Source organism: Photobacterium sp. SP02, assembly GCF_038519165.1.
Lineage (GTDB): Bacteria > Pseudomonadota > Gammaproteobacteria > Enterobacterales > Vibrionaceae > Photobacterium > Photobacterium halotolerans.
Genome location: NZ_JASJOJ010000018.1, coordinates 22,841 through 35,027 on the forward strand (window position 1 = coordinate 22,841; position 12,187 = coordinate 35,027).

General features: G+C 53.2%; 12 protein-coding genes. 1 reads left to right on the forward strand and 11 read right to left on the reverse strand.

Features of this window, described 5'->3' with window-relative positions:
• The first annotated feature begins 155 nt into the window (after positions 1 to 155).
• The gene (gene barA / locus P0Y67_RS09965) at positions 156 to 2,924 is read left to right on the forward strand and encodes a two-component sensor histidine kinase BarA (RefSeq protein WP_342391751.1); all 2,769 of its coding nucleotides are present in this window, start codon (positions 156 to 158) and stop codon (positions 2,922 to 2,924) included.
• Between the two features lie 194 nt (positions 2,925 to 3,118).
• On the opposite strand, the gene acpS is transcribed toward barA, so the two are convergent.
• The 11 genes from acpS to rpoE all read right to left on the reverse strand — a co-directional run bounded on the left by acpS (position 3,119) and on the right by rpoE (position 12,149).
• The gene (acpS, locus tag P0Y67_RS09970; RefSeq protein WP_342391752.1) at positions 3,119 to 3,502 is read right to left on the reverse strand and encodes a holo-ACP synthase; all 384 of its coding nucleotides are present in this window, start codon (positions 3,500 to 3,502) and stop codon (positions 3,119 to 3,121) included.
• 1 nt (position 3,503) lies between these two features.
• Positions 3,504 to 4,235, reverse strand: coding sequence for a pyridoxine 5'-phosphate synthase (gene pdxJ, locus P0Y67_RS09975; RefSeq protein WP_342391753.1), 732 nt, complete (start codon positions 4,233 to 4,235; stop codon positions 3,504 to 3,506).
• Complete coding sequence (gene recO, locus P0Y67_RS09980; protein WP_027253568.1) at positions 4,232 to 4,942, reverse strand: DNA repair protein RecO; 711 nt, start codon at positions 4,940 to 4,942, stop codon at positions 4,232 to 4,234. The genes pdxJ and recO overlap by 4 nt, the downstream gene beginning before the upstream one ends.
• An 8-nt stretch (positions 4,943 to 4,950) precedes the next feature.
• On the reverse strand, positions 4,951 to 5,856 hold the full coding sequence (gene era, locus P0Y67_RS09985; RefSeq protein ID WP_192015730.1) for a GTPase Era: 906 nt from the start codon (positions 5,854 to 5,856) through the stop codon (positions 4,951 to 4,953).
• Entirely contained in the window at positions 5,853 to 6,527 is a 675-nt protein-coding gene (gene rnc, locus P0Y67_RS09990) for a ribonuclease III (protein WP_027253570.1), read from the reverse strand. Before rnc ends, era begins: the two co-directional genes overlap by 4 nt.
• Before the next feature lie 10 nt (positions 6,528 to 6,537).
• Positions 6,538 to 7,437, reverse strand: a complete 900-nt coding sequence (gene lepB, locus P0Y67_RS09995) for a signal peptidase I (RefSeq protein WP_027253571.1) — start codon at positions 7,435 to 7,437, stop codon at positions 6,538 to 6,540.
• Positions 7,438 to 7,536: 99 nt separating this feature from the next.
• Positions 7,537 to 9,333 (reverse strand): translation elongation factor 4, encoded by a 1,797-nt coding sequence (lepA, locus tag P0Y67_RS10000; protein ID WP_342391754.1) that lies wholly within the window; start codon positions 9,331 to 9,333, stop codon positions 7,537 to 7,539.
• A 73-nt stretch (positions 9,334 to 9,406) separates the two neighbouring features.
• On the reverse strand, positions 9,407 to 9,919 hold the full coding sequence (locus tag P0Y67_RS10005) for a SoxR reducing system RseC family protein (protein WP_342391755.1): 513 nt from the start codon (positions 9,917 to 9,919) through the stop codon (positions 9,407 to 9,409).
• Entirely contained in the window at positions 9,916 to 10,887 is a 972-nt protein-coding gene (rseB, locus tag P0Y67_RS10010; protein WP_342391756.1) for a sigma-E factor regulatory protein RseB, read from the reverse strand. Before rseB ends, P0Y67_RS10005 begins: the two co-directional genes overlap by 4 nt.
• Positions 10,888 to 10,901: 14 nt before the next feature.
• Positions 10,902 to 11,546, reverse strand: coding sequence for a sigma-E factor negative regulatory protein (locus P0Y67_RS10015; RefSeq protein ID WP_342391757.1), 645 nt, complete (start codon positions 11,544 to 11,546; stop codon positions 10,902 to 10,904).
• 24 nt (positions 11,547 to 11,570) lie between these two features.
• Positions 11,571 to 12,149, reverse strand: coding sequence for an RNA polymerase sigma factor RpoE (gene rpoE, locus P0Y67_RS10020; protein ID WP_027253576.1), 579 nt, complete (start codon positions 12,147 to 12,149; stop codon positions 11,571 to 11,573).
• Positions 12,150 to 12,187 lie beyond the last annotated feature (38 nt).

Consider the following 12,187-nt stretch of genomic DNA (forward strand, 5'->3'; position numbering starts at 1 on the left):
ATGTTGTAACTCACGGTGTTCTGTCGCCTTTTCAGGACAACGCCGGATCGACATCAATTGTCGCTACGGTAAAGATTCATTAAGCTAAGGGCTGGAACATGCTTGCGTGACCAGCATAGACAGCAATTCTCCCACAGAATCGAATTCTTGTAACCATGACCAAATACGGACTTCGCGCCCGGGTTTTCACCCTGACATTAGCACCAACCCTGATCATTGGCCTGCTATTGAGCGCATTTTTCACATTGAGCCGCTACCGTGATCTGGAGCATCAGCTGATTGCAACCGGCACCAGCATCATAGAGCCGCTGGCGATTGCCACCGAATACGGCATGGCAGATCATAACCGTGAAGCGGTCAGACGCATCATCAGTTATGCCCATCGCAAGCATTCCGATATTGTACGCAGTATCGCGGTATTTGACGGCAATAATGAGCTGTTTGTGACCTCAAATTTCCACCGGAATTTTGAGGCACTGATGTTCCCCGATGATCAGCCGATCCCCTTCCTGCCTGACATCATCATCAATGACAGCACCATGATCATGCGGGCCCCTATACTGACAGAAGCACAGCAAAGTAACCTGTCCGCCCCAGGGTTTCAGGCCAGGGCGCTGGGTTACATCGCCATTGAAATGGACATGAGCCCGCTGCGGCTGCAGCAGTATCAGGAAGTGTTCACTGCGCTGATGGTCTTGCTGCTGGGCCTGATCCTGTCGGGATTGTTTGCCTATCGCCTGATGCGGGATGTCACCCGCCCGATCTCGCACATGATCAGTGTTGTGGACAGAATTCGCCGCGGGCATCTCGATATCCGGATTGAAGGTGAATTGCTGGGTGAGCTGGATAACCTGAAAAACGGTATCAATGCCATGGCCATTTCGCTGTCTGACTACCATATCGAAATGCAGCAAAGCATCGATCAGGCCACGTCTGATCTGCGTGAAACCCTTGAGCAGCTGGAAATACAGAACGTTGAGCTGGATATTGCCAAGAAACGCGCTCAGGAAGCTGCCCGGGTCAAATCCGAATTTCTGGCCAATATGTCTCACGAACTGCGCACACCGCTGAACGGCGTCATTGGCTTTACCCGCCAGATGCTCAAAACCCGGCTCAGTGCCAGCCAGCACGATTACCTGCTGACGATAGAAAAATCCGCTAACAACCTGCTGACCATCATCAATGACATCCTGGACTTTTCCAAACTGGAAGCCGGTAAGCTGCTGCTGGAAAACATTCCGTTCGACTTCACCGACTCGCTGGATGAAGTCATGCGCCTGCTGGCACCCAGCGCCCATGAGAAAGGCCTGGAACTGACTCTGCGGGTTGATCAGCGCATCCCAACCGGCCTGATTGGTGACCCGCTGCGTATTCAGCAAGTGCTGACTAATCTGATCGGTAACTCAGTGAAATTTACCGAGCGCGGCAACATAGACATAGCCGTGGAGCTCAAAGCCGATCGCGATGAGAGCCTCGAATTGCAATTCATGGTCCGCGATACCGGGATTGGGATTTCAGAGCGCCAGCAAGCGCAATTATTCCAGGCCTTCAGCCAGGCTGATGCCAGCATTTCACGCCGCTATGGCGGAACCGGGCTGGGGCTGGTGATCACCCAGAAACTGGTTACTCAGATGGGCGGCGAGATCAGCCTGACCAGTCGCCTGCACCAGGGTTCCACCTTCTGGTTCACCCTCAAACTGACCAAAACTGACCTGCCGGTATCTCAGCCTATCGATACCAGCGAGCTGAAAAACCGCCACCTGCTGCTGATCGAACCCAATCTGCAGGCGGCCAACGTGCTGCAGCAACGCCTGCTGCAGGCGGGACTGGATGTGACCTACCGGGCCGACATGCCGGAGGACGATGTCGAACATCACGACTTTGCCCTGCTCTGCCTGTCACCGGGCGAACAGCCGCCGCTGGCAACAATTCTGGATAAAGTCTTTAAAGCCGAGCAACTGGCCGATAAAGTCCTGGTGTGCCTGCCCACCACAGAGCTGGCCTTGTCGGAACGCTTGCTCAGTGCCGGTGTGACGGCTTGTCTGGGTAAACCGCTGGCCCGGCGTAAACTGTTTGATGCCTTGATTGGCCAGACAGATCAACAGGAAGAGCCCGAACCACTGCCACTGGCTGCCGCGAACGATGCCCTGCTGCCGCTCACCGTTATGGCAGTCGATGACAACCCGGCCAACCTGAAACTGATCGCTGCCCTGCTCAGTGAACGGGTAGAAACCGTGATTACCGCCACCGGCGGCCGTAAAGCCGTGGAATACGCCCAGCAGAAAGCCTTTGATTTAGTCTTCATGGATATTCAGATGCCTGAGATGGACGGCGTCAGAGCCTGTGAGGCGATTCATGAAACCACGCTGAACAGCCATACGCCCGTCATCGCAGTCACAGCCCATGCAATGGCTGGCGAACGTGAACGCTTGCTTCGTGCCGGTATGGACGATTACCTGACCAAGCCCATTGAAGAACAGATTTTGCAGCAGATGCTGGCCAAATGGATTCCGCAGCCCCAGAGCAACAGTTCAGCACCTGCCGTGGCTGCCACAGCGCCATCCGTTAAGCCAGATACAGTGAACAATAACGTCAGTTGGGACTGGGATCTGGCACTGAAACAGGCCGCAGGCAAAGAAGGGCTGGCCCGGGACATGCTGCAGATGCTGCTCGATTTTATGCCCGAAGTGGAAATGCTGGTCAATGAAGTGCTGGACGGCAAAAACATTGACCTGTGGCCGTCCATCCACAAACTGCATGGCAGTTGCGCCTACAGTGGCGTGCCAAGGCTGAAAAACCTCTGCTACACCCTGGAAACCCAGCTCAAAGCCGGGAGTTCAGCCACCGAGCTGGAACCGGAACTGTTCGAATTAATCGACGAAATGAACAATGTGGTCAGAGCATCTCAGGCTTACCGGCAGTAAACCCCATCAAGCAGAAAGGATGCTCCTTTCTGCTTGGCTTCATGCTTTGGGCAGCCGGCAGGTGAGTGACATGCCAATACCAGCCCCCACCTTTGAGGCTCTTACGTCAAATCTTGTTCAGTCCTCGAGTTTTTTCGTCAAAAAAAGGGAAACAACGTTTCCCTTTCTTTATCTCCGGCGGACTGATTGCGCTTTCAGCCCGACTCCAGGATCACGGTTGCCACGGCATAGTGTTTTTCATCGGCAATGGTCAGGTGAATATGGCGGACCGCCATCTGCGCGGCCAGTTCGGCCGCTTTGCCGGCCAGTGCCAATTCTGGCTTGCCGCGTTCGTTATTGGTGACGGTAAAATCCTGAAACGAAACACCGCAGGCTATGCCAGTTCCCAGCGCTTTGGCGGCCGCTTCTTTCACGGCAAAACGCTTGGCCAGATAGCGGCCGGCCTGCTTATGCTGGCTGAAAATGGTTAACTCTTCAGGTGTCAGTACCCGCCGGGCAAACGTCTCGCCGGCACGGGCGAGTACATTTTCGACACGGGCAATTTCAGCAATGTCTGTCCCCAATCCGACGATGGCCATGTTACCAGCGCGCTTCCAGCATCACAGCTTTCATGTCTGCCACGGCTTTATGCAGGCCGTCAAACACGGCGCGGCCGATAATCGCATGACCAATATTGAGCTCGTAAATCTCCGGCAGGGCGGCAATCGGTTTGACATTGTGATAGGTCAGACCGTGGCCGGCATTGACTTTGATACCCTGATCATGGGCATAACTGGCCGCAGCGGCAATTTTCTTCAGCTCGGCCTGTTGCTCAGTTTCCGATGCCGCATCGGCGTAATGGCCGGTATGCAGCTCGATATAAGGCGCACCACAGGCCACCGCGGCATCGATTTGCGCGCGATCGGCATCAATGAACAGAGAGACCAGAATGCCTGCCGCGGTCAGCTTTTCAGTTGCCGCTTTCACTTTGTCCAGCTGCCCCACCACATCCAGGCCACCTTCTGTGGTCAGCTCTTCTCGTTTTTCCGGCACCAGGCAGACGAACTCAGGTTGGGTATCCAGCGCTATCTGCACCATCTCATCGGTCACGGCCATTTCCAGATTCATACGCGTCTGAATGGTGTCGCGCAGAATGCGGACATCGCGGTCAGTAATATGACGACGATCTTCGCGTAAATGAATGGTAATACCATCAGCGCCTGCGCGTTCTGCCACTTCTGCCGCATGCACCGGATCCGGGTACCGGGTGCCGCGGGCATTACGTAAAGTCGCAACGTGGTCGATATTGACGCCGAGCAGTATATTCTTCATGTAGCGGTACTCCTTCCTCTAGGGACAAACAATTCCCTGCTTTTTAATGGTTTGCTGCCAAGATACGGTTTCAGGGCCATGCGTGTAAAGCGCTTTGCTGCCCTGAGCTGATCCTGGGATTCAAAATGCCGGGCGGCAATGGCTTTCAGTTGCCGTCCGGTAAACGTCAGCTGGCCGGCAACCATAGAAGCAATAAAACCTCTTTGCTCCCGGTAGTTATACGTCATTTCATCGTCAACCGGCAGCCCGCTGCCGGCACAATGAAGAAAGTCCACACCGTAACCCAAGTGATCCAGCAGCGCCAGTTCAAAGCGGCGTAGTGCGGGTTCGGGATTGTCCGCCTGAGCAAGCTCTCTCAGCACATTGAGATAATCAAGAAACAAGGCAGGATAAGGCGTCTGAACTTCCAGTACCCGAGCCAGAATCTCGTTCACATACAAGGCGGAATACAGGATATAGCTGCGCATGGGCAGCCCGATACTGATAGGCTCGGCGTGGGTCAGAACCGGCATACTGCCTCGGCCAGTCCATTTAATAAATAGGGGGGTAAATGGCTGAAGCGCTCCTTTGAGATTGGAGCGCTTGCGGCGGGCACCTTTAGCCATCAGGGTGATCCGACCGGACTCTTCACTGAAGACGTCCAGGATCAGGCTCGTCTCACTGTAGTGACGAGAGTGCAGAACAAAACAGCGCTGCAACCCTTCCATCGCTGTCCTTAAAGATCGTCGATATAGCCAAGACTACGCAGGGCGCGTTCGTCATCTGCCCAACCGGATTTCACTTTCACCCACAGCTCAAGGTACACCTTGCGCTCGAACAGATCTTCCATGTCGAGACGGGCTTCGCGGCCAATGGTTTTGATTTTCTCGCCACCTTTGCCTATCACCATCTTCTTCTGGCCTTTACGCTCAACCAGAATCAGACCGTTGATATCAAAGCCATCGGTTTCCGGATTATAGTCAAAACGTTCGATGTCAACGGTCACAGAATACGGCAGCTCTTCGCCGGTAAAACGCATCAGTTTTTCACGGATGATTTCCGAGGCCATAAAACGCTGTGAGCGATCTGTCACGTACTCTTCCGGGAAGTAATACTCCCCTTCCGGCAAACAACCGCGGACTATCTTTTCAACATCTTCAATACCGGTACCGTGCTTGGCGGCAATGGGGACGATAGCCTTGAAGTCCATTTTTTTCGCCAGCTCCTGCATATGCGGGAACAGATCGTACTTCATTTTGACGTTATCGACTTTATTGACCAGCAGCACCACAGGCAGACCGCTTTTCGCCAGCTTGTTGAGCACCATTTCATCGTCCGGCGTCCACATGGTGCCGTCCACCAGAAACAGCACCAGCTCAACATCGGTCAGCGAGCTGCTGGCCGCACGGTTCATCAGGCGGTTAATGGTGCGCTTTTCCTCGATATGCAGCCCGGGGGTATCCACATACACAGCCTGGTAACCGTCTCGGGTATCCACGCCCATGATACGGTGGCGGGTAGTCTGCGGTTTACGCGAGGTGATCGACAACTTCTGCCCGACCAGACGGTTCAGCAGTGTTGATTTACCGACATTCGGACGGCCGACGATGGCAATAAAGCCACAATGTGTTTTATCTGTCATGATTCTAACTGCTTCAATGCCAGTTCTGCCGCAGCCTGCTCAGCCTTGCGCCGACTACCGCCTTTACCAACCACAGGGTTATCCAGCCCCGAGACGTCGCACTGTACAGTGAATTCCTGATTGTGTGCTTCACCCTGTACCTTAGTTACAGTATATGCCGGAAGCGGCAATCGACGCCCCTGAAGGCATTCCTGCAGACGGGTTTTCGGGTCTTTCTGGTTTATACCGGGTTGTATGGTGTCCAGACGACTCTGGTACCAGCTCAAAACGATATGGCGGACACATTCGATGTCACTGTCGAGGTAAATTGCCCCAATAATGGCTTCGACACAGTCAGCCAGAATGGAATCGCGGCGATAACCGCCGCTTTTCAGTTCGCCCGGCCCCAGCAACAGATGGTCACCCAGCTCGAATTCGCGGCCTAATTCAGCCAGCGTTTTGCCCCGGACCAGAGTGGCGCGCATCCGGCTCATATCGCCTTCGTCGACTTTAGGGAAGCGATGATATAACTCATCGGCAATCACAAAGCTCAGGATAGAGTCACCCAGGAACTCCAGACGCTCGTTGTGCGTCCCGTTGGCGCTTCTGTGTGTCAGCGCCAGGGTCAGTAATTCGCTGTTCTTAAATTCGTGTCCCAGCTTACGCTGGAGTCTTTGTACAGGAGATGTCATTTTTTCCCGATCAGTCTATGCCTCCGATGCGGCTGAAGCGCACACCGGTAGGAATCCAAGAGGGAAGTACACTATCGGCACTTCGTTCAAATTCAAAGCTGATCCAGATCCCGACCGCCTTGCCAACCAGATTTGCTTCCGGCACGAATCCCCAGTAGCGGCTGTCCGCACTGTTATCACGATTGTCACCCATCACAAAGTAGTGACCTTCAGGCACCACCCATTCAGCCAGCCCGGGACGCGGTTGATAATCAAACGTCTGATTCGGTCTTAGCGGATGGATCAGAATGTCGTGTTTCGCCTCACCAAGCTGCTCAGTAAACTGGATCAACCGGGTTCTGTTCTGAACGAAATCACTATCGTGCATCTGGCTCATCATGACAGGTTTACATTCTGTGGTGCCTTTGGGTGCAATACAGATCTGCTTATTGTCACTATAACGAACCAAATCGCCCGGCAATCCCACAACGCGTTTAATGTAATCAACATTAGGGTTTACCGGGTATTTAAAGACAGCAATGTCTCCACGTTCAGGTTCACCGGTTTCCACCAGTTTATGACGAAATACAGGATCGCGCAGACCATAAGCAAATTTTTCAACCAGGATGAAATCGCCAACCAGCAATGTCGGCATCATCGATCCGGATGGGATCTGGAACGGCTCATATATAAACGAGCGAAACACCATGATAAGCGCTATCACAGGGAACATAGAGCTGGTCGATTCAACCCAGCCAGGCTGTGGCGCAACGGCTTCTAAGGTTTTAGCATCCACCTGGCCACCGGCATTGGCCGCCGCAGCGTCGATTTTCAACTGACGCTTAGGTGCCCAGAGGAACCGGTCCAGTGCCCAGATAATCCCGGTCACTATGGTTGCCAGCACTAAAATTAACGAAAACAGATTTGCCATTGCTGTTCCTAATGTCCCTATGATGAATTTTTCATGGTCTCTCAGGGTCTGAAGACCCTAACCATTCCGCCGCATAATGCGGCGGAAGGCGGACTCGAATTATTTGTCTTTACCTACATGCAGTATGGCGAGGAAGGCTTCCTGCGGCAGTTCGACATTGCCGATCTGCTTCATGCGCTTTTTACCTTCTTTCTGCTTCTGCAGCAGTTTTTTCTTACGGCTCACGTCACCACCATAACACTTGGCGATAACGTTTTTGCGTAACTGTTTCACGGTCGAGCGAGCGATAATGTGGTTACCGATCGCTGCCTGAATCGCGATATCAAACATCTGGCGGGGAATGAACTCCCTCATTTTCTCGACCACATCACGACCACGCGATTGCGCATGGTCTTTATGGGTAATAATAGCCAGTGCATCAACACGATCGCCGTTTAACAGGATATCGACCCGAACCATGTCGGATTCCTGGTAACGCTGGAAGCCGTAATCCAGAGACGCATAGCCGCGCGATGTTGACTTCAGACGGTCGAAGAAATCCAGTACCACTTCTGACATCGGAATGTCATAAGTCAGCGCAACCTGATTACCGTGGTAAACCATGTCGACCTGAGAGCCGCGTTTTTCAACACACAGTGTAATCACGTTACCCAGGTATTCGCTTGGCACCAGAATGTTACAGCGGGCAATCGGCTCACCAATGACTTCAATATCATTGATAGGCGGCAGTTTGGCCGGGCTGTCAACATACAGCATGTCGCCGTTACTTTTCTTCACCTCATACACTACAGTCGGTGCTGTGGTGATCAGATCCAGATCGTATTCACGCTCCAGACGCTCCTGAATGATTTCCATGTGCAACATGCCAAGGAAACCACAGCGGAAGCCAAAGCCCAGAGCGGCAGAGCTTTCCGGTTCGTAGAACAGTGAAGCATCATTCAGGCTCAGTTTGCCCAGTGCATCACGGAAGTTCTCATAATCGTCAGACGATACCGGGAACAGGCCTGCATACACCTGAGGTTTCACTTTCTTAAAGCCTGGCAGCGCCTTTTCACAGCCGTTCTTCGCCAGTGTCAGGGTATCGCCCACCGGCGCGCCCAGGATATCTTTAATACCGCAGACCACCCAGCCCACTTCGCCCGTTCTCAGTATGTCTTTATCCACCTGTTTCGGGGTAAAGATACCGATACGGTCCACGTTCCAGCTCTGTCCTGTGCTCATGACCTTGATCTTATCGTTCTTCTTCAGGGCGCCGTTTTTAATGCGGACCAGAGAAACAACACCAAGGTAGTTATCGAACCAGGAGTCGATGATCAGCGCCTGAGGCGGCGCATCCGGGTCGCCTTCCGGCGCAGGAATCGAACGCACGATATTTTCCAGCACCTCGTCAACGCCCAGACCAGTTTTGGCTGAGCAACGGGTGGCTTCTATCGCGTCGATGCCGACGATTTCTTCAATTTCTTCCGCGACACGCTCAGGATCAGCCGCTGGCAGATCGATTTTGTTCAGGATCGGCACAACTTCCAGATCCATTTCAATCGCGGTATAACAGTTAGCCAGTGTCTGGGCTTCCACACCCTGACCGGCATCGACCACCAGCAGCGCACCTTCACAGGCCGCCAGCGAACGGGAGACTTCATAGGAAAAGTCTACGTGTCCCGGTGTGTCGATAAAGTTCAGTTGATAGGTTTCACCATCTTTTGCCGTGTAATTGAGCGTCACGCTCTGGGCCTTGATGGTGATGCCACGTTCACGCTCCAGATCCATTGAATCAAGCACTTGCGCAGCCATTTCACGATCGGAAAGGCCACCGCAGACTTGAATCAAGCGGTCAGATAACGTCGACTTACCGTGGTCGATATGTGCAATAATCGAAAAGTTACGAATGTGCTTCATGAATTGGCGTGACTAACTCGTGATTAAAAAATGAATGGGATCTTACGATCAAGTTGGCAGATTCTACCGAATTTCAACGGCTGCTGCTATCTTTCGATAGCGCATTTGTTTCCAGCCCCTCCGCGACAGGCTTTCCGAGCACCCGAATCAGGCTGGGTTGATAATCCCCCAGGGCCGATAATCTTCTGGCGTGATATCGCGCCATCAGCAGTCCTATCGCGCCACCGGCAAGGGCACAGGCAATCACGCCCCCTTCGCCCCCGCCAGCCAGCTCAACAAACCACCACTGGCCGAGCAAGGTCCCCAACAGCAGGCACACTAGCGGCAGTACGTAAACCAGCAGCGCAGATTGCAGCACGCTGCGTTCAGATAAGCCGATTTCGACCAGCTGACCGATGTGAATAGGATCATTAATATGGGTCGTCGATAACGTCAGCTGATGCTGGCGACCAGGCAGGACTTTGCTGACCACGCCTGTGCCACAGCTGTTTTGCGAGGCACAGGATCCGCAGCTGGTTTGCTGCTGGCAACTGACGGTGATCTGCTTTTTATCAACGGCCACCACTGTGGCCAGTGAATGCATCATGGCTGGCTGGCTCCCTGAAAAGAGACCGACTCAGCCACCCGGCGTGCCGTTGCCGGCGGTATATCACCGACAACAGTGATCTCTTTGTCTTTCAGTAACTGGCTGTGCAGCGTACGGCGTCCCTGGCGAACCAGTTGCTCCCGCACACTGAAGCCATCGGCTGCCGAGACATAAATAGAGAAACTGAACAGGCCGTCCGTGTACATCTGGCTTTCCACCGGGCGCTCGGTAAGCATCAGGCGGTGCCGGTTATGTGAAATACTTTCAAAGCCCAGCGGCAGCCAGTCGACCTGCCAGGACAAGTCCACCTGTGGCTGTGGCGGTAACTGCACCACTTCCGGCAGTTTCACTGATTTCAGGCTTTCCAGAATATCGGCCACTTTGTCATTCACCACAAAAGACACTGCGCGGTACTGCTCTAAAGGCTCACCATCCCGATCCAGCAAATCTGCCCGCAAGACTAAATGAGAACGGGTGTCCATCCACAACAGGTAGGAATAGCGGGCACCGTCTTTGGGCGCGATACGTACCACATCACAGGCGGTTCCCGCCTCACGGGATCGTCCCATGGGGATGAAGTCATAAAACTGGGCCAGCTCTGCGACATTGGTACGCATAATCGGCGGCAAAGGGGCCACCATGCGATTGCTGTCGATGGTAAACGGGTCCAGTCCAGGCTCAAAGTAACTGACTTCTTTGCCACGCTGAATAACCTCACGCGGCGGGCCGCTGAGGTACACCAGGTGTGCAAATGTCTCGCCATCCTCTACTGCATGGCGATAACGTAAGGGTTCAATACTGTTTTTCTTGATGAGGATGTAAGACACCTCATAGCTCAACTGCCTGGTTGCCTGATCCATTTGATGCAACAAAGCCTCTGCAGAAGTCATAGCGTCTTCTTCCGCAGAGGCTTGCCAAGGCATAGCCAAGCTGACCAGTGTCAGAGCACCGACCAGAATTTTCTTCATATCACCGCCACGAATCAGTGTGATTCCAACAGGGTTCTATCCAGACTGCCGTCTTCCGCATTCAGGCGCAGTTGCAACTCATAGTCCTGCAACATCGCATTAATGCGACGTCTTTGTTCCATCAGTTGTGCTTCGCTTGGCGATTCAGTCCGGGTACGAACAGAATCCCGCGTCAGGCTGACTGGTTCAGCAGTTCCGGCAAAAGGAATGGTCTGTAAAACAGGCACCTGAGTATTAGCATCACTCGCTAACCCAGCCTCTTCACCACCGTTATATTGTTGTACGCCGACAATCACTGCCAAAGAAACACAGGCAGCTAATGCCACCTGACCAAATTGTGTCAGCCAGGCCGGCATAGTACGACGTGCCTGATGAGGCGTTGGTTGCTCCACATGCGGCAGAGACACCACATTCGCCGACGCTGCGACACTGTCTGCGTCAGCAAGGCTGTGCGCGGGTTCATTGTCGAGCGCCATCGCCACATTGCCGGCGATATCCCACTTGGGGTGCCCCGGCGCTTCACCGTGCATCACATCGCTCATCAATTGATAAGCTTGCCAGCTTTGCTTTGCATTATCATCCACCAGAAGCTGGTTTATGATACTTTGATCAACGTCTTCGCCATCAAGCAAAGCCGAAATCTTTTCTTTATCAGCCATCTTTGTCACCGTTTGGCCCAAATATTAGCGCTGCATTAGGGGGGCAATACGTTTTTCTACCGCCTCCCGAGCCCGGAAAATACGGGAACGTACCGTACCCACCGGACAGCCCATGACTTCCGCAATTTCCTCGTAACTCAATCCTTCAAGTTCGCGAAGCGTAATTGCGGTTTTCAAATCATCCGGGAGGCTTTCTATGGTACTGAATACCACCCGCTTCAATTCATCTGACAACATTTGGTTCTCAGGGTTCGAAATTTCTTTTAATGCACTGCCATTTTCATAGTACTCGGCATCTTCCGCATCCACGTCTGTTGCAGGCGGACGGCGCCCCTGAGCCACCAAGTAATTTTTTGCTGTGTTCACAGCTATGCGATATAGCCAAGTATAAAATGCACTTTCCCCACGAAAAGACGGTAGCGCACGGTAAGCTTTGATAAAGGCTTCCTGCGCCACATCCGGCACATCACCGGAATTGCCAACATAACGGGCAATCAGGTTGCAAACCTTGTTCTGGTACTTGACGACCAGTAAATTAAAGGCTTGCTTGTCCCCTCGTTGTACTCGCTCAATCAGTGCCTGGTCAGTTAACTGCTCGCTCATTCGAGCGTGTACTCCTCTGTCTGTGACAAGGTCATCTC

Bases quoted from the DNA above. Each gene is read 5' to 3' on its own strand.
- P0Y67_RS10005 (WP_342391755.1), bottom strand. From the start codon at position 9,919: ATGATGCATTCACTGGCCACAGTGGTGGCCGTTGATAAAAAGCAGATC.
- pdxJ (WP_342391753.1), bottom strand. From the start codon at position 4,235: ATGAAGAATATACTGCTCGGCGTCAATATCGACCACGTTGCGACTTTA.
- rnc (WP_027253570.1), bottom strand. From the start codon at position 6,527: ATGACATCTCCTGTACAAAGACTCCAGCGTAAGCTGGGACACGAATTT.
- lepA (WP_342391754.1), bottom strand. From the start codon at position 9,333: ATGAAGCACATTCGTAACTTTTCGATTATTGCACATATCGACCACGGT.
- acpS (WP_342391752.1), bottom strand. From the start codon at position 3,502: ATGGCCATCGTCGGATTGGGGACAGACATTGCTGAAATTGCCCGTGTC.
- P0Y67_RS10015 (WP_342391757.1), bottom strand. From the start codon at position 11,546: ATGGCTGATAAAGAAAAGATTTCGGCTTTGCTTGATGGCGAAGACGTT.
- rpoE (WP_027253576.1), bottom strand. From the start codon at position 12,149: ATGAGCGAGCAGTTAACTGACCAGGCACTGATTGAGCGAGTACAACGA.
- rseB (WP_342391756.1), bottom strand. From the start codon at position 10,887: ATGAAGAAAATTCTGGTCGGTGCTCTGACACTGGTCAGCTTGGCTATG.
- era (WP_192015730.1), bottom strand. From the start codon at position 5,856: ATGACAGATAAAACACATTGTGGCTTTATTGCCATCGTCGGCCGTCCG.
- lepB (WP_027253571.1), bottom strand. From the start codon at position 7,437: ATGGCAAATCTGTTTTCGTTAATTTTAGTGCTGGCAACCATAGTGACC.
- barA (WP_342391751.1), top strand. From the start codon at position 156: ATGACCAAATACGGACTTCGCGCCCGGGTTTTCACCCTGACATTAGCA.
- recO (WP_027253568.1), bottom strand. From the start codon at position 4,942: ATGGAAGGGTTGCAGCGCTGTTTTGTTCTGCACTCTCGTCACTACAGT.